Genomic DNA, 20,008 nt, shown 5'->3' on the forward strand with positions numbered 1-20,008 from the left:
TATGACGAGCGCAGCCACAGGGCAGGCAGACCAGGCTTCCCGTCGCACCTTCATCACCCTGTCGGTGATGGTGGCGACCATCATGCAGGCGCTGGACACCACCATCGCCAACGTGGCCCTCCCCCACATGCAGGGGGCGATGGGGGCGACCCAGGATCAGATCTCCTGGGTGCTCACCTCCTACATAGTGGCGGCCGCCATCTTCATGCCGCTGACCGGTTTCATCTCGGCAAGAATTGGCCGCAAAAGGCTGTTCATGTGGTCGGTGGCGGGCTTTACCGTCGCCTCCATGCTGTGTGGCGCGGCCCAGAGCCTGGAGCAGATCGTGCTGTTCCGCCTGCTTCAGGGGATCTTCGGTGCCAGCCTGGTGCCCCTCTCACAGGCGGTGCTGCTGGACACCTATCCGCCGGAGAAGCACGGCTCCGCCATGGCGCTCTGGGGGATTGGGGTCATGGTGGGCCCCATTCTGGGGCCGTCGCTGGGGGGCTGGCTCACCGAGTACTACAACTGGCGCTGGGTCTTCTACATCAATCTGCCGTTCGGCCTGCTGGCCTGGTTCGGGCTTGCCGCCTTCATCGAGGAGACGAAGATCGATGCCAGCCGCCGCTTCGATCTGCTGGGGTTCGCCCTGCTGAGTCTCGGCATCGGGGCGTTGCAGATGGCGCTGGACAGGGGAGAGTCCCAGAACTGGTTCGCCAGCCGGGAGATCGTCATCGAGACCGCCCTGATGGTGATGGCGTTCTACCTCTTCGTGGTGCATATCTTCACCCACCCGCATCCTTACATAGAACCGGCCCTGTTCCGGGATCGCAACTTCAGCGTCGGTCTGCTCTTCATCTTCATCGTCGGCATCATCTTGCTGGCGACCATGACGCTGCTGCCTCCCTTCATGCAGGGACTGATGGGTTACCCGGTGATCGACGTGGGTTACCTGCTCGCCCCGCGCGGGGTGGGCACCATGGTTGCCATGATGCTGGTGGGCAGGCTGTCGGGCCGGGTGGATGCCCGTTACCTCATCCTGTCAGGGCTGCTGCTCACCAGCTTCTCCATGTGGGAGATGACCCTGTTCAACACGGACATCGACAGCTGGGACATAGTGCGCACCGGCATCATCCAGGGGCTGGGACTCGGCTTCATCTTCGTGCCACTCTCCACCATCACCTTTGCGACCCTGGCGCCGCGCTATCGCAACGAGGGGACGGCGCTGTTCAGCCTGGTGCGCAACATCGGCAGCAGCATCGGCATCTCGGTAGTGATCACCTATCTGGCCCAGCGATCCCAGATGAACCACGAGGCGTTCGCCGCCTACATCACCCCGTTCAATGTCAACCTGCATCAGGGCGGGGGCATGGCGGAGCTGATGACGCCGAAGGGGCTGGCCATGATCAACGGCGAGGTGACCCGGCAGGCCAGCCTGCTCGCCTACCTGCAGGATTTTCGCCTGATGATGTGGGTCAGCCTGTGCGCCGTGCCGCTGGTGGTGTTGCTGAGGACTCCCGGGCGCAGCGGCTCTAGGGAGGAGATGGCCATTCTGGAGTGAATCACGAAGGGGCGAGCAACAAAGAAAGAGGGATGGCGCAGGCCATCCCTCTGTCGTTTGGCAGGATCAGCGTGCCGGCGTGAAGGGGGTGAGCGCTGCCAGAGGCGCAGCGTCCCCGTATTCCCGGACGGGTTCGCCGTGCTTGAAGATCTTGAAGGTCTCGCCCCGGGCGCTCCAGTACTCGATGTGATCGCCGCCGATCTGCAACAGGCTCGCCTCGCGCAGGGCCACCACGGATTCGCTCGGGTTGATGGCGCAGAACTCGGCCAGACGCTCGTCCCGGGTCTCCCCCATGTGGCCGCTGATGCTGGCGTCCAGATAGTGGGGGTTGATCTGCACGGGGAAGAGCCCCAGCGCAGGCAGCACGACGGCGCTGCACACCGGCATGTCGTTGGTGGTGCGGATGCTGGGGGTGGCCACGTTGCAGCCGGCGCTCCAGCCCACATAGGGCACGCTCCGCTCGCGCACCGCACGCTGGATGGGGACCACCAGACCATACTCGTGCAGCCGCTGGTTCAGGAGCCAGGTATTGCCGCCGCTGATGAAGATGGCGTCGGCCCGGTTGATGGCATCCACCGGATCGTCGAAGTGATGGATGCTGATGGCGTCCACCCCCAGACTCTCGGTGAGCTCCCGGGCACGGGCATCCCAGTCGCTGCGGATCACCGCGTAGGGGATGAGCAGGATGCGCTTGACCTGGTTGCGAGCGAGCAGGGCTTGCACCCGGTCGCGGGCCCAGCCGAGCAGGCCGGGGTGTTCTGTGGTTTTACCGTTGCTGAGCAGAAGCAGTTCCATGATGTGTCCTCGAAACAAGGCGCAGGACCCGGGCGATCCTGGTGAAGAGAAGAGGGCACTCTACCGCCATCGAAGCGCCAAATGTGTGATCCCTGCCCGTTTTGTACGGTTGCAGGCCACTCAGAGTTGTTCGTTCACCTGCGCGTAGCGCAGCAGCATCTCGGCGAGGGAGTTCACCGCCAGGCGTTTCATCAGGCTGGCGCGGCACACCTCGACGGTGCGCACCGAAATGCAGAGATCCTGCGCTATCTGCTGGTTCTTGTGGCCCCGGGCGATGAGCTGTAACAACTGGCGTTCGCGCGGGGTGAGGCGCTCAAAGGCGGCCAGCTGGGCGAGGCGGGTGGCCGCCGCCTGCGTCGCCTGCTCGGCCCGCTCGATGGCGGCGAGCAGGGGGGCCAGCTGCACCGGCTTTTGCAAGAAATCCACCGCCCCCTGCTTGAGGGACTCCACCGCTAGGGGCACCTCGCCGTGGCCGGTGAGAAACAGGATGGCGATGGGGCTCTGGGCCGCCTTCAGCCGCTGCTGCACCTCGGGGCCCGACAGCCCCGGCATGCGGCAGTCGAGAATGAGGCAGGCGGGCTGGTGCAGGTCGACCTCTGCCAGAAAGCGCTCGCCATCGGAAAAGCTGAACAGCTGTCGCTCGTCGCAGCTCTCCAGCATGAAGCGCAGGGAGTCGAGCACGGCCTCGTCGTCGTCGACCAGATAGAGCGGGGGGCGGGCAGGGGACGTCATCTCAGTTCCTCGGCATGTCGGTGGATGAAGGGAGGGTTTCGGGGGGCGGCACGGGCAGAATGACCCGGGCCAGGCAGCCGTGGGGGCTCAGGTTCTCCAGGCTGAACTGGCCGCGATGGCTCTCGACTACCTCCCGGCAGATGGCCAGCCCCAGCCCCATGCCATCGGGCTTGTCGCTGTAAAACGCCTGCTGAAGTTCGGTCGTGGGGACCCTCAGGCCGGCACCGTTGTCACGGATCTCCAGCAACAATCTCTGCGCCTCGAAGGCGATCAGCAGCTCAACCCGGGCAGGCTCCTGTGCCGCTGCTGGCGTAGGAAGGCGAGCCCTCTGCGCCGCACTCTCGGCGCCATTCTTGATGAGGTTGACCAGCAACTGCTCCATCCCGGTGCCGTCCAGAGGTAACGGGCGTGGCTGGCCTCGCCAGTGCAGGGTGAAGGCGACGTCGAGCGGCGCCAGCATCTGCTCCAGCAGGGGGCACAGCTCCGCCACCAGGGTGGGCAGGTCGCAAGGCGCGAAGCGGGGAGGGCGCTTTTGCAGCCTGGCTCTGAGCCGGTTGACGGTCTGGGTGATGCGCTGGACCTGGAGCCCTATCTGCTCCAGGGCCTGACGCAGGGAGGCCTGGGCGGCAGACTGGGCCGGATCCTGTGCCAATTTGTCCAGTCGCAACAAGGCTCCCTGGCTGTAGTTGGCGATGGCGCTCAGGGGCTGATTGATCTCGTGGGCCACGTTGGCGCCCAGCTCGCCCAGTTCGGCGAGCCGTCTGGCCTGTGCCAGCTGGCGTCCCTTCTGCTCGAGCTGGTGGCGGGCTTTGAGCAGCCGGCGCTGGCTGCGGTTGAACAGGTATTGCAGCAGCAGGTGGTGGCCCCCCAGCAGCAGCACCAGCGCCAGGGCGCCCCAGCCCCACTGCTGATGCTGGCGCAGCCAGTGCCAGGCCGCTTGCCACCAGGGGCCCTGCAGCGGGTGGCGATCCAGCGCCTTGAGCAGGCGGTCGATGGCGAGCTCGCTGGTGGGCACGGTCCAGCCCGCCGAATCGGCGGCGATGGCCGCCTCGCTATCAGCGGGCAGATCGTACAGCGCGCGGGTCACCGCCAGCGCCAGCGCGGGGGAGGCCCGCTCTGTCTTGGCGAAGGACCAGTTGGGGTAGAGCCGGGTCGAGCTCTGGCAACCAAAGCCGGCCGGCGCCTGATCGTCCAGCACCCGAAACGCCCCCCTGGCGACCTTGCCTTCCCGCTCCATGCGCTCGAGCTGACACACCGGCACGATGGCGGCAGCCACCTCCCCTGCCGCCAGCCGCTCGATGAGCCGGTCCAGCGGAAAGCCGGTGAACTGCACGGTGGAGAAGAAGCGCTCCAGCCTGACCCCCTGTTCGCCTGCCTCGAAGCGAAAGGCGAGGTAGCCGCCGAAGGCGTTCTCCGAAACGGCAGCGACCGCTTGCCCCTCGAGGTCACGCCAGTGTTGGTAGGGGGTCTGGGCAGGCACCACCAGGGCAGCGCCGATGGCGAGGTTGTCCCCCCCGGCCGGACTCTTGAGGGTGGCGAGCCAGGCCAGCGGATACTGGCGCGCCAGACTCACCGACTGGCCCGGGTTGGTGATGACGAAATCGAGGTGCTCGCGGGCGACGGCCTCGGCCAGCTCATCAAGCCCCAGCGGATGCAGCACGAAGCGATGGCCGGGCACGCGCAGTGCCAGCCAGCGAAGCAGCGGTTGCCACTGGGCTCTGGCCAGGGCCGGGCCGCGGGTGGCCAGCACGCCGATGCGTATCGGCTCGGCCATGGCCTGCACCGGCGTGGCCTGGGATGGTGAGGATTCCTGTCGGGCCGGCGCTGGCGAAGAGGGAGTCGGGGCGGCCTGCACCCGCAGCGGCAGGGCTGACAGGGCGAGCAAGAGCAGCAGGCTGAGCAGGGGCAAGGGAACTGGGGCGTGCAGGGGGATCTCCTCTCTATGCAAAGGGGCAGTCTATCACCGGGACGTGCGCTTGCATGCGAACGGGGGCCGGGAGGGGCGGCAAACGCCGCCCCGGTCACAGTTCAGCAGGGCTGGGACATTTTTTATTGCGCTGGATCAACCCGGCTCCCGGTATGTGGAAAACCACAATAGAGGCGACTTCCTGCGTTGAGGACAATCGGCTCAACCCCTTTCAAGCCAGCTCAGCAGAAGGAAAGACGCCATGGAGCCCAGCAAGCGCCGATTGTTATCCGGGATCGCCGCCCTCACCGCAGGGGCTGCCCTGATCCCCGTCACCCAGGTTCAGGCGCAGTCCGTTCCCGCTCCCCGCAACGGGCGGGCGGCCATCAGCCGGGGGGACGGGCGCAAGCGTTACGGCATGCTGATCGACCTGCGCCGCTGCGTCGGCTGTCAGGCCTGCACCGTGGCCTGCACCATCGAAAATCAGCCCCCCCTCGGTCAGTTTCGCACCACGGTGAGCCAGTACGAGGTGAGCGACGTGGCCGCCCTCGCGGCTCCCGCCTCTCTCTTGATGTTGCCGAGGCTGTGCAACCACTGTGCCGAGCCCGCCTGCCTCGATGTCTGCCCCACTGGCGCCACCTTCCAGCGCGACGACGGCATCGTCGTGGTCAACAACGACTGGTGCGTCGGCTGCGGTTACTGCGTGCAGGCCTGCCCCTACGATGCCCGCTTCATCAACCATGAGACCAACACCGCCGACAAGTGCACCTTCTGCGCCCATCGGCTGGAGGCGGGGCTCTTGCCCGCCTGCGTGGAGAGCTGCGTCGGCGAGGCGCGCATCATAGGTGATTTGAATGATCCCAAGAGCCGGATAAGCCGCTTGCTGCGCGAACACGAGCCGGCGCTCAAGGTGCTCAAGCCGGAGGCCAATACCCAGCCGCGGGTCTTTTATCTCGGCATGGACGAGGCCTTCGTCAGCAAGGTCGACGGCAACCCGGCCCTGCGCACCCTGCTCACCGACGATGGCAAGGAGATAGCCCATGGTCATTAACGAACTGCTGGCCCCGGCTCAGCCCATCACCTGGCTGCCCTGGGCGGTGCAATATTTCTTTCTCATCGGCCTCGCCTACGGGGCCCTCTGGCTCGGCGCGTTTGAGCTGTGGCGCAAGGCGCCGGACCCGCGGCTGCAGACCCTGGCGGCGGTGCTGATGGTGGCGGCTGGTCTGGTGGCTCCCATCGCCCTGACCGCGGATCTGCACCAGCCGGCCCGGGCCTGGCACTTCTACGCCCAGACGCGTTTTGGCTCCGTCATGTGGTATGGCGCCTATCTGCTGCCGCTGTTCAGCCTGCTCTCCATGCTGCTCGGCTGGCTGCTGCTAAGACCCGCCCTGGCCCGGCGCGGTGCAGAAGGGGACAAGATAGCCCGCCTTGCCCGGCTGCTCTGCCTGGGAAGCTGGTCGGGGCACGTCTGGCAGCGGCCGCTCTCTCTGCTGGCGGCTGTGAGCGGGCTCAGCATCGCCCTCTACACCGGGCTCGAGACCATGGCGGTGGCGGCGCGCCCGCTCTGGCATACCCCCTGGTTGCCCTGGCTGCTGACCCTGAGCGCCGTGCTGGGGGCCCAGAGCGCCCTGCTGCTGCTCAACCTCTTGCTGGCGGGCTGGCATGCCCAGACCGAGTCGACCCTGCTGCGCCAGAGCGGCTGGACGTTAGGCCTGCTGGCGCTCTCCCTGCTGGGCTGGGCCCTGTTTGGCGGCGCCTCGGCAGCAGAGGCCGCAGCCCTCCATCGGCTCGACCCGAGCTGGCGGCTGGCGGCCCACTGGCTGTTGCTGACCCTGGGGCTGGCCGGCCTGCTGAGGCTGCTGTGGCCAAGGATCTCTGCCCGCCTGGCACTCTGGGGGCTGGCGCTGCTGGGGCTGCACCTGGTGTGGGGCCTGCGCTGGCTGGTGCTGATCCAGGGACAGCTCGCACCCAAGTACGGGGCCGGCGTCTACCTCTATGAAATCGCCTGGGGCCCGGCCGGTGTGCTCGGCATTCTCGGTACTTTCGGTCTGCTGCTGGCCCTGCTGGTGGCCCTCTCGGAGCTGGTGCGCCCCTCTGCTTCCCCCGCCATCAAGGCACCCACTCCTTTTGCACGCGAGGCACTCTGATGGATCACAGCAAACGCAAGTTTCTCAAGGGCGCCGCCATCGCCGGCGGTACCGGATTGTTCGTCGCCGGTTACAGCGACACCCTCAAGCAGGTGGCGACTGGCCTCGCCACCGGCAGCTCGGGCCAGCCGACCCGGGATCCCATCCATGGCAACTCGCTGGCCGTGGAGTACCGGGTTGACGAGCAGGGGGAGCTGCACCCCAACCCGGCCCAGCGGGTTGCCAACACCATGTGCCTCGGCTGCTGGACCCTGTGCGGAGTGCGGGCCCGCATCGACAACGAGCGCGACCAGATAGTGCGGATCCTGGGCAACCCCTATCACCCCCTCTCCGCTCGCCATCACATTGACTTCAAGACCCCGGTCAAGCAGGCGCTGCTCGCAACCAGTGGCTACCAGGAAGGGGGGCTGGACGGGCGCTCCACCGCCTGCGCCCGGGGCAACGCCATGCTCGAGCAGCTCGACAGCCCGCAGCGGGTCACCCGTTGTCTCAAGCGGGTGGGGCCCCGTGGCAGCGGCCGCTGGCAGAGCATCCCCTTCGAGCAGCTGGTGGCCGAGGTGGTGGAGGGGGGAGACCTGTTTGGCGAGGGCCAGGTTGAGGGGCTGCGGGCCATCCGCAACCTCGCCGAGCCGCTCGACCCGGCAAACCCGGAGTACGGCCCCAGAGCCAACCAGCTGCTGGTGAGCAACGCCTCGGACGAGGGGCGGGATCACTTCATCAAGCGTTTCACCTTCAACAGCTTCGGCACCCGCAACTTCGCCAACCACGGCGCTTATTGTGGCCTGTCATTCCGGGTCGGGGCCGGCGCCCTGCTGGACGATCTGGAGAAGAACGCCCACCTTAAGCCTGACTGGGACGAGAGCGACTTCCTGCTGTTCATGGGCACCTCGCCCCAGCAATCGGGCAACCCCTTCAAGCGCCAGTCCCGCCAGCTGGCGGCAAACCGGGCGCGACCGGGCAAGCCGTTCTCCTACGTGGTGGTGGCCCCCAGCCTGCCCAACACGGTGAACATGCCGTCCGCCCCTGCCAACCGCTGGCTGCCCATCCGCCCCGCCACCGACTCGGCGCTGGCCATGGCCATGCTGCGCTGGATCATCGACCACCAACGCTATGCCGAGCCCTTCCTGATGGCGCCCAATGCCGAGGCGGCCGAGCGGGCCGGTTATCGCGGTTTTTGCAACGCCAGCCACCTGGTGCTCAGCGACGAGTCCCACCCGCGCTTCGGTCAGATGCTGCGGGCCAGCGATCTTGGCTTGCCCTTTGATGGGGAAGCCTATGGAGAGGGGGACGCCATGCTGGTAGAGGAGGCGAGCAGTGGCGAGCCGAGACCCGCCGGCCAGTGTGAGCGGGCCAACCTCTGGGTGGATCGCCCCATTCAGGGCCCCAAGGGGGCGCTGATGGTGAAGAGCAGCTTCCAGCTGCTGGCCGAGGCGTGCCGGGAGCACTCCTTCGCGCAATACAGCGCCGAGTGCGCCGTGCCGGTGGCCGATATCGAGGCGCTGGCGCGGGAATTCACCAGCCACGGCACCCGCGCGGCAGTGGTCTCCCACGGCGGCACCATGAGCGCCAACGGCTTCTACTCGGCTTGGGCCATCATGATGCTCAACGTCATGATCGGCAACCTCAACGCCCGGGGCGGCGCCGTGGCGAGCGGCGGCAAGTTCGATCCCTTCGGGGCGGGGCCGCGCTACGATCTGGCGAGCTTCCCCGGCATGGTCAAGCCAGCCGGGGTCTTCCTGTCGCGATCCAAGTTCCCCTACGAGAAAACTTCCGAATATCGCCGCAAGCGCGAGGCGGGTCAGAACCCCTATCCGGCGCAAGAGCCCTGGTTCCCCATCTCCGGCCCCTTGCTCGGCGAGCACCTGACTGCGGCGGTAAACGGCTACCCCTACCGGCTCAAGGCCTGGATCAACCACATGGGCAACCCCCTCTACGGTCAGGCCGGGCTCAGCAAGGCCATCGGTGAAGAGCTCAAGGACCCCGCCGTGCTGCCCCTTGTGGTCAGCATCGACAGCTTCATCAACGAGTCATCGGCGCTGTCGGACTACCTAGTGCCGGATACCCTGACCTACGAGTCCTGGGGCTGGGCCACCGCCTGGCACGGGGTGCTGACCAAGGTTTCCACCGGCCGCTGGCCTATCGTGGAGCCTAGAGTCGCCAAGACTGCCGAGGGGGATCCGGTCTGCATGGAGTCCTTTTTTATCGCGGTGGCCAAACGGCTGGGGCTGCCGGGCTTTGGCGAGGGGGCGCTCAAAGGGGCGGACGGCAAGTTGCATGGCTTGAACAGGGCGGCGGACTTCTCCCTCTACGGGGCGGCCAACGTCGCCTATCTCGGCGAGCCGGTGCCTCCTATCGGGCCTGAGGATCTCGCCTGGTCCGGGGTGGAGCGGATCCTGCCGGTGCTGAATGCCACCCTGAGTGCGGAGGAGGCGGGCCGCGCCGCCTATCTCTTCGCCCGTGGCGGGCGCTTCGAGCCGGCGGCCAAGGGGCGCGATGACGCGGGTCAGCCAAGCAAGCGCTGGCCCAAGCCGCTGATGGTGTGGAACCCCGAGGTGGGCAGCCGCCGCCACAGCCAGAGCGGGCAATACTTGAGCGGTACCCCGCGCTTTTTCCGCCCCCAGCTGGCGGACGGCACGCCGCTCAATGAGGCGTTCAAGCCGGCCCAGTGGCCGCTGCTGCTCACCAGTTACAAGTCCCACACCATGAGCTCCATGAGCATCGGCTCGGATCGCCTGCGCCAGGTGAACCCCAGCAACCGGGTGCGGCTCAATGCGCAGACGGCGGCGCAGCTGGGCGTCGAGAGCGGGGACAGGGTGCGGGTCAGCACCCCGGATGGCAGCGTGATCGGGGTGGCCGAGTGCGTGGCCGGGGTGCAGGCCGATGCCATCGCCATCGAACACGGTTTCGGCCACAAGGAGCTGGGGGCGCGGGAACATTGGATAGACGGCCAGAAAGTGGTCGCCAATCCCCTGCGCGGAGCCGGGGTCAATCTGAATGACTTGGCGGTGCTGGATCCCAGCCGCCATGGCCGCTATCCCCTGGTGGACTGGGCCATCGGCTCGTCGGCCCGCCAGGGGCTGCCGGCCCGGGTGGAGAAGCTGGTATGACAAACCAATGAAAACGGGGCCTGCGGGCCCCGTTGCTTGTCTGCTCTGCGTCACTGTCACAGTGTGACGTCGACCCACACCAGGCGGTGATCCGAACTGACGCCCTTGGCGATGCCGAGCTTGGGGTCATACACCAGGTGGTAGCCCGGCTCGAAGCTGGCCGGCCAGAACACGCCGGAGGCGACCGCGTTCAGGTTGGCGGAGGGCAGCACGTGGTCGAGCTGCAGGCCGCTGCTGCTGGTGATGCGCTCCGGGGTGGGGCGGTTGTTGTTGCGCTTGCACTGATCCGGATGGCTGGCGAGGCACTCGGGGCCGCCCTGGCTGACCGGGATCAGGGCGCCGTTGGTGACGGCCTGGTTGACCAGCACATGGTTGTGCAGCGCCTGAATGGCGGTGAGATCCCCATCGCCAATCTGGGGATCGGCGTTGAGATCGCCGGCGATGACGAACCTGGCACCCGCGGGCAGGCCACCCGCCTTGCCGGCGTCATCCACCATGTAGCCAGCCCCTGCCACATAGTCCTGCCAGAAGGCTATCTCCGCACGGTTGCGTTTGACGTTGTGGCGCGCCGCGTTGCCGAAGATGGGCGGGGTCGGGTGGGAGATAAGGAAGTGGATCACCTCCTCCCTGTCTCCCTGCCTGATGTGCACCGGCACGTCGGCGTGGTTCTTTGAGGAGAGGGGGAGCGCCTGCCAGGCTGCGTCGTCATACCAGGCATCGCCACACTGGCGGCCGCTCGGGATCGGTGCCCTGGGGTTGTGGCAGTCGTCGATGACGGGGTTCGCTTCGCCCGGCATCTCCTTCCACTTGAATGTCTGGAAGGTGCGGATCTGCCTGGTATCGATGGGATAGCGGGACATCACGGCGAAGGCGTACTGGCCGTGATAGCTGCCAAAGCCCCAGGCGTCGTCCGGCCTGCTCACTCGGCCATCCAGGTTGAGGTCATGGCCGCTCATCAGGCCGGTGTTGGTGGCGAAGTTCTGCAGCACCGGATAGCTGATGGCGGTCACCTCGTCGTGCTGGGCATGGGCCAGGTAGTTGTCGTTGAAGGCGTGGAGGTCCGTGGTGTCGCGGCCCTTGCCGTCATTGTCGAATTCGCTTAGCAGCAACACGTCCGGCCGGGTGCGCTGGATGATTTCGGCGATGTTGCGGATCTGCTGCACGTCGAGGGCCTTGGTCTTCTCGGCGCCGCTCAAGGTGCCGTCGGCGAGGCGGGCCAGCAGGGCATCCTGCTCGGTGCGGGTCAGGGCGAGCTCTTCCCCCAGCATGCCGGGTGCAGTGCGATCGAAGGCGAGATTGAAGGTGGCAAAGCGAACCATGGCGGGCCTCGGCGTCAGTGTGGCCGGGACAGCCTGCCATCTTTGGCAGGAAAATGGCAGCACCCTGCCGAATTTCATGGGAAAGGTGCCCGGGTTTCCCCCGTGACACGCAAGCGCTCGGCTCAGGCCCAGCGGGAGAGAGGGGAGGGAATGGCGTAGGCGTAGCCCTGCTGGTAGTCGCAGCCCAGCCGGTTCGCCACCTCGATATGGGCCTGGGTCTCCACTCCCTCGCACACCACGGCCATGCCGAGTCGTTGCAGGTATTTCACCAGCCCCGTCAGCATGTTGAGGGCATGGGTGCTGCGTACAGCCTGGAGCAGCAGGGAACGATCCAGTTTCACGATCTCGTAGGGGAGCATCATCAGGCGCTGGAAGTTGCATGCCAGGGAGCCGAAGTCGTCACAGGCGATGTGGGCGCCATGGGCTCGCAACACCTCGATCATCTCCCTGTGCTGGTGCTTGATCCTGACGTGTTCCAGCACCTCGAACCAGATGGCGATCCCCAGCTTGCGGGCCTGGAGCAGCACCAGCAATAGCAGATTGCGGTAGGTGGGGCTGGAGAGCGCCGGATTGAGGTTGATGGAGAGCGCATAGGGGCCTTTTTGGGCGAGCACGGGCAGATCGCGCATGATGGCCCTGAGCATGACGATATCGAGGTGCAGAGCATCATCCTCGCCGAGGGCGGCAAAATCGATGCTCTGATAACCCTGGTTGCCGGCATCCCAGCGCCTGGCCAGCACCTCATACCCCTTGACCTGACGATCCTGGCCGATGATGGGCTGATAAAAGGGGATGACGATATCCGCCATGCTGACCATGGCACTCACGGGATACTCTTCTTTGAACGCAAACATGGCTCTCACCTGACGGAACATGGCTGCGCATCATACAGGGAGGGTCTAAAGGGAGGCTGTAGGAAGAGTCTGATAATGGGCGTGGGCAGGAAGGAGGGGGTCAGGGAAGGGCATGGCCCTGTGCAGGTGCGGCGCCAGCCAGGGGGGCTGCGTGCATGGCCTGGGCAAGCCAGGACCAGTCGAGCATGGGGGAGCCCGCCTTGAAGCGCTGATAGGCGCATCCCTGACGGATGGTCAGGAAGAGGGTGCTCGGCAGGCCGAGGCGGTTGAGGTAGCGCACCATCACGTCTCCCTGATAATCCCGCAGCCGCAGTTGCAGCTCGGGCAGTGTCAGCCCGTGCTCGCGACCCGTTTCATCCCAGATTTCAAACATCTGTGTGCACTCCTTGCGACATGAGGCTCCACTGTTTCTAAAAAGTGCGGGAAGGGCAATTGTCAGATCTGACAGCGCCATGTGGATTCTATCCAGAAAAGCGAAAACCCGGCGCGAGGCCGGGTTGTCTGAAGGATGGTGGAGGGAGAAGGATTCGAACCTTCGAAGGCAGAGCCGTCAGATTTACAGTCTGATCCCTTTGGCCGCTCGGGAACCCCTCCACAGGGGCATTGCATATTGTGTTCAGGAAGATGGTGGAGGGAGAAGGATTCGAACCTTCGAAGGCAGAGCCGTCAGATTTACAGTCTGATCCCTTTGGCCGCTCGGGAACCCCTCCACGGGGTATTTTCCTGATTTTTACTTACTTGACGCACTTGAATGGTGGAGGGAGAAGGATTCGAACCTTCGAAGGCAGAGCCGTCAGATTTACAGTCTGATCCCTTTGGCCGCTCGGGAACCCCTCCCCAAGTGCGAGGCCGCATACTACCAGATCCGGCAAGGTTGTGAACCCCTTGGCCGCATTCTGACGACAAAAAAGTGTCAAGTGGTCATTTTTTGATATGTTTCGCTCAAAATTCACACTTTTCAATGACTTTTATGTCGCTGCCGAAACGGCGAGGGGACGTAGGGGGGCTGGCTGCCAGGAGCCACGGGGCTCCTGGCGGATCATGGGGAGCTGGCGCTCGCTCAGGCGTCGGCGGGGCGGGCCTGCTGGCAACCCTGCACCGCATGGGCGATGAGTTCGAGGGCGCTCTGCTCGCAGGGGGGCAGCACCTCGTCGCAACTCGCGATCGGGGTGACGCGGTCTCCCCACTTGATGAGGGCGGCGCCCCAGGTCAGCCCGGCCCCGAAGGCGGCGGTCAGCAGGTAGCTGTTCGGCTTGACCCGACCCTGCTCCAGCGCTTCGCACAGGGCGATGGGCACGGTGGCGGCGGAGGTGTTGCCGTACTGCTCTATGTTGACCATCACCTTCTCCATGGGGGCGTTCATCCGCTTGGCCAGGGTCTCGATGATGCGCACGTTCGCCTGGTGCGGCACGATGAGGTCGATCTGCTCGGGGGCGATGCCGGCCTGGGCCAGTACGGTGCCGGTGGCTTCGCCCATGCCGCGCACGGCGCGCTTGAAGATCTCCTGCCCCTCGAAGTTGAAGGTGAAGAGGCCGTCAATGTCGGCGAAACGCACCCGATCCGTACCGAAGTTCGGCACGTGCAGTATCTCCCGCGCTTCGCTGTCACAACCGAGCTTGCTGGCAATCAGGCCGCTCTCCTGCTCGCTCGCCTCGATGATGACGGCGCCGGCGCCATCCCCGAACAGCACGGCGGTGTCGCGCTTGGCCCAGTCCAGCAACTGGGTCAGCCGCTCGGCACCGATCACCAGCACCCTTTGCATCATGCCGGTCTGCACCAGGGAGGTGGCGACCGAGAGGGCATAGACGAAGCCGGTGCAGGCGGCGTTGAGGTCGAACACCGCCGCCTTGTGGGCGCCGAGAGCCTGCTGCACGGCGGAGGCACCATTGGGGACCAGCGTGCCCGGGGTGGCGGTCGCCAGGATGATGCCATCGAGGGCGGCGGCGTCCAGACCTGCGCACGCCAGGGCGCGACGGCCGGCCAGGGTGGCGAGCGCCTGGGTGCTGACATGGGAGACCCGGCGGGCCTTGATGCCGGTGCGCGGGTAGATCCACTCGTCCGAGGTATCCATGATGGTGCCGAGGTCATCGTTGGTCAGCGAGGCGGGGGGCAGGCATTTTCCCCACCCGGTGATAGTGGCGTATGTCATCTTGTCGTCGCTTGTCGTGATGGCCGCTCTGGGGCGGAAAGTGGCGAAATTATGCCGCACGGGGCGTTCACTGTCATCCTGCGGTCCCCCCAGTGTAAGGGGAGTGGCGGGAGCAAGACCGTGATTTTGCTTAAATTTCCGCTTCTCCTTGCCGTAAGATGAAGGCCCGATCCCGGCGACCCCTTCCCGAGGTGACTCCTGTGCACAAAGCGAATCTCAATCTCTTGCCCACCCTCAAGGTGCTGCTGGAGACCCGCAACATCAGCCGGGCGGCGGAGCTGCTGAACCTGAGCCAGCCCTCCATCAGCAAGCAGCTCGGCCAGCTTCGCAGCGAGTTTGGCGACGAGCTGCTGGTGCGGGAAGGGCAGCGCTGGCTGCTGACCCCGCGGGCCGAGGCCCTGGCGGCCCAGCTTGCCGATTCCCTCGGTGCCCTGGAGCGGCTCTACGAGGCGCCGGAATTTGCCCCCGAGCGCTGCGAGCGGGTGTTTCGGCTCGCCTCCTCCGACTACGTGGCCCAGCACATCTTGCCGGACATCTGTGCGGCCCTGGCGAGGGCCGCCCCCCGGGCGGCGCTGGAGTACAGCCTGTGGGACAAGCGCCAGTTGCCCCAGCTCTGGCAATCGGAGCTGGACATGGTCTCCACCATCACGGAGCTGGTGCCGGACCAGATCCGCGGCCTGCATCAGGGGGAGGACAGGCTGGTGGTGCTGATGGGGCGCCATCACCCGCTCTCTGGCATGGCGCTCAGCCTGGAGGATTACCTCGCCTGGCCCCACCTGCAGGTGAGCGGGGGCGGGGACAAGGACAGCCCGGTGGAGCAGGTGCTGGCCCCCCGCGGGCTCTCCCGCCGCTGGTTTGCCCGGGTGCCCTTCTTCCAGGCAGCGGTGGAGGTGCTGCTGCGCACAGACTGTCTGATGACCACCCCGGCCCATATCGCCTGGCAGCTCTCCCGGGAACATGCCCTGAGTTTTTGCGATCTCCCCTTCGCCACCCGTGTCCAGCAGTATCATCTGCTGTGGCACCAGCGCCACCACCTGGATCCGGCTCACCGCTGGTTTCGCGAGCTGGCCTATCCCTTCCTGCGGGATCACCTGCAATTCACCCTGGGGGAGAGTCGCAAGCAGTTGGCCCGAGGGCCGCAGGCGAGCCGCTGATGGCAGCGGGTTGTGCCACTCTATAGCCACTGGCTATGGGCTCTATTCATAACTTTCACTTCTGGCATAGCGAGCCACCCCCTACCCTGATCCCGGGTGACAACAATCGACACGAAGGAAGAGAAGGTATGGAGCTGACGAGTTGGCTGGCGCTGGCCGCCATTTGCGTGATGGGGGCCATCAGCCCGGGGCCGAGCCTGGCACTGATCATCCGCAATACGGTGCAGGGAGGGCAGGGCCACGGGGTCGCCACGGCGCTGGGACACGGCCTGGGAGTCGGCATCTATGCGCTGATCACGGCCCTCGGCCTCGCCATCCTGATCACCCAGACCCCGCTGCTGTTCGATCTCATCCGCTACGGCGGCGCGGCGTTCCTCGCCTGGCTCGGGATCAAGGCGTTGCTGGCCAGGCCCGCAGGGGGTGAGGCAGGCAACGAGGAGGGGCACCCGCCACGGGGACGTCAAGGGGCGTTCGAGGGCTTTATGGTGGCCTTCTTGAACCCCCAGCTCGCCATCTTCTTTATCGCCCTGTTCAGCCAGTTCGTGCACGCCGACACCGGCTGGCGTGAGGGGGGCATCATGATGCTGACCGCAGGCGGCATCGATGCGCTCTGGTATGTGCTGGTGGCCCTGGTGCTCTCTCGCGGGCCCGTACTCGCCTGGCTCAAGGCCAAATCCACCGTGATCGACAAGGTGAGCGGCCTGGTGCTGCTGGGGCTGGCCCTCAAGGTCGTGATCTAGCTCCGCGTCGGGTGCCTGCGTAGTCGGCACTCTCTCAGGGCCGGGGGTTGAGGGCCCGCCAGATGTCCTTGTACCGGGTCAATCCTGCATTCTGCGGTGATCTTAAGCGGGATCAAGGCGGGGGGCGGGGAGTCTGGCTAGAGTGGCGGCCATTTGCAGCCCTTCGAACCGGACGTTATGCGCGATCAGAACCATCACAACCGCCTGGAGTTGCTGGCCCCGGCCAAGAACCTTGCCTATGGCATCGAGGCCATCAACCACGGCGCCGACGCCGTCTACATGGGCGGCCCCGCCTTCGGTGCCCGCAGCGCAGCAGGCAACAGCCTCGAGGACATCGAGGCGCTGGCGCGCCATGCCCACCGCTTCGGCGCCCAGGTCTTCGTCGCCTTCAATACCCTGCTGCACGACCACGAGCTGGAGCAGGCCCGGCGCCTGACCCACCAGATCTACGAGGCAGGGGCCGATGCGCTGATCGTGCAGGACATGGGGCTGCTGGCGCTCGATTTGCCCCCCATCGCGCTGCACGCCAGCACCCAGACCGACAACCGCACCCCGGAAAAGGTAAAGTTTCTGCAGGACGTGGGCTTCTCCCAGGTGGTGCTGGCCCGCGAGCTCTCCCTTGCGCAGATCCGCGAGATAAGCGCCGCCACGAGCGTGCAGCTGGAGTTCTTCATCCACGGTGCCCTGTGCGTCTCCTACAGCGGCCAGTGCAACATCAGCCACGCCCGCACCGGGCGCAGCGCGAACCGCGGCGAGTGCGCCCAGCTCTGTCGACTGCCCTGTTCCCTGCAAACGCTGGCGGGGGAGGTGCTGGTGGAAAACAGCCACCTGCTCTCCTTGAAAGACATGGATCAGACCGACAACCTGGAGGCGCTGATCGCCGCAGGGATCCGCTCCTTCAAGATTGAAGGGCGCCTCAAGGGGCTCGACTACGTCAAGAACGTCACCGCCTGGTATCGCCAGAAGCTGGACTCCATCCTGGCGAGCCGCCCCGATCTGGTGGCCGCTTCCGCCGGTCGTTGCAGCTACACCTTTACGCCGGATCCCAAGAAGAGTTTCAACCGGGGCAGCACCGACTACTTCCTCCATGGCCGACAGCCAGGCATCGACTCGCCGCGCAGCCCGAAATACGTCGGGGAGCCGCTCGGGCGCGTCACCAGCGTGACCCGCGATGGCATCGAGATCGACGGCCAGGCCGTTGCCCTCAACAACGGCGATGGCCTCGGCTTCTTCAAGCCGGGGGGCGAGCTGGTGGGCATGCGCCTCAATAAAGTGGAAGAGAAGGCACAGAGCAAGCGGTTACTCCTGTCGGAACCCATGCCCGGTCTCAAGGTGGGCACCGAGATCTTTCGCAACCACGATCAGGCCTTCAGCAAGCAGCTCGAAAAGGGGAGCGCGGATCGCCGCATCCGGGTCGATATGCGGCTATCGGAGTGCGACGAGGGACTGCGGCTCGAACTTGTGGACGAGCAGGGCATTGGCGCCGCCGTTACGCTCCCCTGCGACCAGCAGCCGGCCGACAACCCGGAACGGGCGCTGCAGCAGGCCAGGGATCAGCTCGGCAAACTCGGCAACACCCTGTTTGTGGCTCGCCAGATTGAGTTGGCAATAACGAGGCCGCTGTTTATTGCGGCTTCACAGCTTAACGGCTTGCGCCGGGACGGCATTGCCGCCCTGGAGGCGGCCCGTCTGGCTGCCTACCGGCGACCCGAGCGGCGCATTCCCCTGCGAGGCGCCGTTTATCCCCAACATCGGCTCTCTTATCTGGGCAACGTGCTGAACAGCGCGGCGGAGCAGTTCTTTCGCGAGCACGGGGTGGGGAGCATCGCCCCCGCGTATGAGGCGAACAAGGAGGAGCGGGAAGTGGTGCTGATGACAACGAAGCACTGCATCCGCTACAGCCAGCAGCTCTGCCCCAAGGAGGTACCCGGTCTCAAGGCCGAGCCCCTGGCGCTCAAGATGGGCAAGGAGAGTTTCCGCCTGCGCTTTGACTGCCACCGCTGCGAGATGCAGGTGATGGGCAGCCTGAAGAGGGGATGATTGCCCGTGTGGGCATGGGGCTGGAGCGGATTTGATGGCAGTATGGGGCGCGGCCTTGTCACGGATATCCCGTGGCGAGCCGCCTTCCCCCAGCCTTCTTCTGACAAAGGATCCGTCATGAACATCCATGCACTGCCGTTTTGCACCACGAACTGGGCCGAGGTCCCGACGACCGAACACAAGGGAGAGCGCGGCGTCGCCCGCTGGCACACCCGGCAGTTCGGGGATCTGCGGGTGCGAATGGTGGAGTACTCCCCCGGGTATCTGGCGGATCACTGGTGCAGCAAGGGCCATGTGCTGCTCTGCCTCGAAGGGGAGCTGCACACCGAGTTGCAGGATGGCCGCGTCTTCACCCTGACGCCGGGCATGAGCTACCAGGTGGCGGACAACGCCGAACCCCATCGCTCCTATAGCGAACTGGGCGCTCGCCTCTTTATCGTCGACTGAGCCGCTCTCTTTCCCGCTTCCCCTTGTACATCAGGAACTTGCCATGCTTGAACTCAGACCCAACTGCGAGTGCTGTGACCGGGATCTGCCCGCCGACACGGCGACGGCCTACATCTGCTCCTTCGAGTGCACCTTCTGCGCCGAGTGCAACGATCAGTATCTGCACCTGACCTGCCCCAACTGTGGCGGCGAGCTGGTCAGGCGCCCGCGCCGCCCGGCGGCCAAGCTGGTGAACAACCCCGCCTCCCTCCAGCGCGTCTTCAATCCGGCCCTGAAAGCGGCGCTGGGCAAGGGGGGCTAGGGCCCTCCCTTCATGGGAAGGGCTGGGCTGGCAACTGGCTCGTCCCTGTGGCTCTTGACCTTCTCCCGGCGGCAACCCCTATCAAGGGGGCTCACACCAAAGGAGCAAAAGATGACGGAGCGATTCGAAGGAGAAGGGGCGAAGGCCTATGACAGCCGCATCCCCCTGCTGGTGCCAGGCTACGAGCTGCTGCACCAGCTTTGTGCCTCCCGGCTGATGGCCGCGCTGGGCCAGCAGGCCCGTGTGCTGCTGGTGGGGGTGGGCACGGGCAGCGAGTTGCTGCTGCTTGGCCGTCTCTGCCCCCGCTGGACCTTTGTGGCCCAGGATATCTCGGCGGACATGCTGGCCCATGCCAGGATGCGGGCCGAGCAGGCGGGCATGGGGGAGAGGGTGTGTTGGCACCTGGGCGCATTGCCTGTGCTGGATAAGCCTTGCGATGGTGCACTCTGTCTGCTGGTGCTGCATTTTCTGGCGCAAGATGCCAAAGCCGCGCTATTGGGTGATATTTATCGCCAGCTCAATCCTGGCGCTCCCCTGCTGCTGGCGGATCTGATGGCGCCCACGGACCCGCTTGAGCGCAAGGCGATGGGGTTGCAAGCCGCCCTCGCCGGTTTGCCGCTTCCTGCCTGCGAGCAGATGGTGCGCCGCCTCGGGGAGGATTTCACCTCCCTGGACGAGGGACAGACCCGGCGCCTCTTGCAAGGGGCCGGTTTCGCGGCGGCGCACCGCTTCTTTCAGGCGCTGGGGTTTCACGGCTGGCTGGCGCAGCGGCAGTGA

At 65.8% G+C, this 20,008-nt stretch carries 16 protein-coding genes, 3 tRNA genes and 1 pseudogene; 10 read left to right on the top strand and 10 right to left on the bottom strand.

Features of this window, described 5'->3' with window-relative positions; translation table 11 throughout:
- Position 1: 1 nt before the first annotated feature.
- The gene (locus AB5Y47_RS14280) at positions 2–1,540 is read left to right on the top strand and encodes a DHA2 family efflux MFS transporter permease subunit (protein ID WP_010673266.1); all 1,539 of its coding nucleotides are present in this window, start codon (positions 2–4) and stop codon (positions 1,538–1,540) included.
- 66 nt (positions 1,541–1,606) lie between these two features.
- Here AB5Y47_RS14280 and pepE read toward each other — a convergent pair whose 3' ends face one another.
- The 3 genes from pepE to AB5Y47_RS14295 all read right to left on the bottom strand — a co-directional run bounded on the left by pepE (position 1,607) and on the right by AB5Y47_RS14295 (position 4,976).
- Positions 1,607–2,335: a dipeptidase PepE gene (pepE, locus tag AB5Y47_RS14285; protein ID WP_043152647.1), complete on the bottom strand. Its 729-nt coding sequence runs from the start codon at positions 2,333–2,335 to the stop codon at positions 1,607–1,609.
- Positions 2,336–2,455: 120 nt separating this feature from the next.
- On the bottom strand, positions 2,456–3,067 hold the full coding sequence (locus tag AB5Y47_RS14290) for a response regulator transcription factor (RefSeq protein WP_010673268.1): 612 nt from the start codon (positions 3,065–3,067) through the stop codon (positions 2,456–2,458).
- A 1-nt stretch (position 3,068) separates the two neighbouring features.
- Positions 3,069–4,976 (bottom strand): PhnD/SsuA/transferrin family substrate-binding protein, encoded by a 1,908-nt coding sequence (locus AB5Y47_RS14295; protein ID WP_368220365.1) that lies wholly within the window; start codon positions 4,974–4,976, stop codon positions 3,069–3,071.
- Between the two features lie 259 nt (positions 4,977–5,235).
- On the opposite strand from AB5Y47_RS14295, the gene dsrO reads away from it, so the two are divergent.
- The 3 genes from dsrO to AB5Y47_RS14310 are packed head-to-tail and all read left to right on the top strand — an operon-like array spanning position 5,236 to position 10,227.
- Positions 5,236–6,024 (top strand): sulfate reduction electron transfer complex DsrMKJOP subunit DsrO, encoded by a 789-nt coding sequence (dsrO, locus tag AB5Y47_RS14300; protein ID WP_011707059.1) that lies wholly within the window; start codon positions 5,236–5,238, stop codon positions 6,022–6,024.
- A complete protein-coding gene (nrfD, locus tag AB5Y47_RS14305; RefSeq protein ID WP_010673271.1) occupies positions 6,014–7,120 on the top strand; it encodes an NrfD/PsrC family molybdoenzyme membrane anchor subunit in 1,107 nt (368 codons plus the stop codon). Before dsrO ends, nrfD begins: the two co-directional genes overlap by 11 nt.
- A complete protein-coding gene (locus AB5Y47_RS14310) occupies positions 7,120–10,227 on the top strand; it encodes a tetrathionate reductase subunit A (RefSeq protein ID WP_010673272.1) in 3,108 nt (1,035 codons plus the stop codon). Before nrfD ends, AB5Y47_RS14310 begins: the two co-directional genes overlap by 1 nt.
- 56 nt (positions 10,228–10,283) lie before the next feature.
- On the opposite strand, the pseudogene AB5Y47_RS14315 reads toward AB5Y47_RS14310, so the two are convergent.
- The 7 genes and pseudogenes from AB5Y47_RS14315 to AB5Y47_RS14345 all read right to left on the bottom strand — a co-directional run bounded on the left by AB5Y47_RS14315 (position 10,284) and on the right by AB5Y47_RS14345 (position 14,549).
- Positions 10,284–11,586 (bottom strand): annotated as a pseudogene (locus AB5Y47_RS14315) (endonuclease/exonuclease/phosphatase family protein).
- A gap of 82 nt (positions 11,587–11,668) precedes the next feature.
- Complete coding sequence (locus AB5Y47_RS14320; RefSeq protein ID WP_029313880.1) at positions 11,669–12,400, bottom strand: EAL domain-containing protein; 732 nt, start codon at positions 12,398–12,400, stop codon at positions 11,669–11,671.
- 100 nt (positions 12,401–12,500) lie between these two features.
- Positions 12,501–12,773 (bottom strand): hypothetical protein, encoded by a 273-nt coding sequence (locus tag AB5Y47_RS14325; protein ID WP_010673275.1) that lies wholly within the window; start codon positions 12,771–12,773, stop codon positions 12,501–12,503.
- A gap of 136 nt (positions 12,774–12,909) precedes the next feature.
- Positions 12,910–12,994: transfer RNA gene (locus tag AB5Y47_RS14330), tRNA-Tyr, on the bottom strand.
- Between the two features lie 31 nt (positions 12,995–13,025).
- Positions 13,026–13,110: transfer RNA gene (locus tag AB5Y47_RS14335), tRNA-Tyr, on the bottom strand.
- A 42-nt stretch (positions 13,111–13,152) separates the two neighbouring features.
- Positions 13,153–13,237: transfer RNA gene (locus AB5Y47_RS14340), tRNA-Tyr, on the bottom strand.
- A 223-nt stretch (positions 13,238–13,460) separates the two neighbouring features.
- The gene (locus AB5Y47_RS14345) at positions 13,461–14,549 is read right to left on the bottom strand and encodes a ketoacyl-ACP synthase III (protein WP_010673276.1); all 1,089 of its coding nucleotides are present in this window, start codon (positions 14,547–14,549) and stop codon (positions 13,461–13,463) included.
- A 200-nt stretch (positions 14,550–14,749) separates the two neighbouring features.
- On the opposite strand from AB5Y47_RS14345, the gene AB5Y47_RS14350 reads away from it, so the two are divergent.
- From AB5Y47_RS14350 to AB5Y47_RS14375, 6 genes are all read left to right on the top strand, one after another.
- Positions 14,750–15,703 (top strand): LysR family transcriptional regulator, encoded by a 954-nt coding sequence (locus tag AB5Y47_RS14350; RefSeq protein WP_010673277.1) that lies wholly within the window; start codon positions 14,750–14,752, stop codon positions 15,701–15,703.
- Between the two features lie 128 nt (positions 15,704–15,831).
- Positions 15,832–16,443 carry a LysE family translocator gene (locus tag AB5Y47_RS14355; protein ID WP_010673278.1) on the top strand — a complete coding sequence of 204 codons (612 nt, stop codon included), beginning with the start codon at positions 15,832–15,834 and terminating at the stop codon, positions 16,441–16,443.
- Between the two features lie 177 nt (positions 16,444–16,620).
- On the top strand, positions 16,621–18,483 hold the full coding sequence (locus AB5Y47_RS14360; protein WP_368220334.1) for a U32 family peptidase: 1,863 nt from the start codon (positions 16,621–16,623) through the stop codon (positions 18,481–18,483).
- A 117-nt stretch (positions 18,484–18,600) separates the two neighbouring features.
- Positions 18,601–18,930 (top strand): DHCW motif cupin fold protein, encoded by a 330-nt coding sequence (locus tag AB5Y47_RS14365; protein WP_010673280.1) that lies wholly within the window; start codon positions 18,601–18,603, stop codon positions 18,928–18,930.
- Between the two features lie 43 nt (positions 18,931–18,973).
- Positions 18,974–19,231: a DUF1272 domain-containing protein gene (locus AB5Y47_RS14370; protein WP_010673281.1), complete on the top strand. Its 258-nt coding sequence runs from the start codon at positions 18,974–18,976 to the stop codon at positions 19,229–19,231.
- Between the two features lie 111 nt (positions 19,232–19,342).
- The gene (locus AB5Y47_RS14375; RefSeq protein ID WP_010673282.1) at positions 19,343–20,008 is read left to right on the top strand and encodes a class I SAM-dependent methyltransferase; all 666 of its coding nucleotides are present in this window, start codon (positions 19,343–19,345) and stop codon (positions 20,006–20,008) included.

Source organism: Aeromonas sp. R7-2, from assembly GCF_040908105.1.
GTDB classification, from domain to species: domain Bacteria; phylum Pseudomonadota; class Gammaproteobacteria; order Enterobacterales; family Aeromonadaceae; genus Aeromonas; species Aeromonas caviae.

Bases quoted from the DNA above. Each gene is read 5' to 3' on its own strand.
- AB5Y47_RS14280 (WP_010673266.1), top strand. From the start codon at position 2: ATGACGAGCGCAGCCACAGGGCAGGCAGACCAGGCTTCCCGTCGCACC.
- AB5Y47_RS14325 (WP_010673275.1), bottom strand. From the start codon at position 12,773: ATGTTTGAAATCTGGGATGAAACGGGTCGCGAGCACGGGCTGACACTG.
- pepE (WP_043152647.1), bottom strand. From the start codon at position 2,335: ATGGAACTGCTTCTGCTCAGCAACGGTAAAACCACAGAACACCCCGGC.
- AB5Y47_RS14375 (WP_010673282.1), top strand. From the start codon at position 19,343: ATGACGGAGCGATTCGAAGGAGAAGGGGCGAAGGCCTATGACAGCCGC.
- AB5Y47_RS14360 (WP_368220334.1), top strand. From the start codon at position 16,621: ATGCGCGATCAGAACCATCACAACCGCCTGGAGTTGCTGGCCCCGGCC.
- AB5Y47_RS14290 (WP_010673268.1), bottom strand. From the start codon at position 3,067: ATGACGTCCCCTGCCCGCCCCCCGCTCTATCTGGTCGACGACGACGAG.
- AB5Y47_RS14370 (WP_010673281.1), top strand. From the start codon at position 18,974: ATGCTTGAACTCAGACCCAACTGCGAGTGCTGTGACCGGGATCTGCCC.
- AB5Y47_RS14345 (WP_010673276.1), bottom strand. From the start codon at position 14,549: ATGACATACGCCACTATCACCGGGTGGGGAAAATGCCTGCCCCCCGCC.
- AB5Y47_RS14310 (WP_010673272.1), top strand. From the start codon at position 7,120: ATGGATCACAGCAAACGCAAGTTTCTCAAGGGCGCCGCCATCGCCGGC.
- AB5Y47_RS14355 (WP_010673278.1), top strand. From the start codon at position 15,832: ATGGAGCTGACGAGTTGGCTGGCGCTGGCCGCCATTTGCGTGATGGGG.
- AB5Y47_RS14365 (WP_010673280.1), top strand. From the start codon at position 18,601: ATGAACATCCATGCACTGCCGTTTTGCACCACGAACTGGGCCGAGGTC.
- dsrO (WP_011707059.1), top strand. From the start codon at position 5,236: ATGGAGCCCAGCAAGCGCCGATTGTTATCCGGGATCGCCGCCCTCACC.
- AB5Y47_RS14320 (WP_029313880.1), bottom strand. From the start codon at position 12,400: ATGTTTGCGTTCAAAGAAGAGTATCCCGTGAGTGCCATGGTCAGCATG.
- nrfD (WP_010673271.1), top strand. From the start codon at position 6,014: ATGGTCATTAACGAACTGCTGGCCCCGGCTCAGCCCATCACCTGGCTG.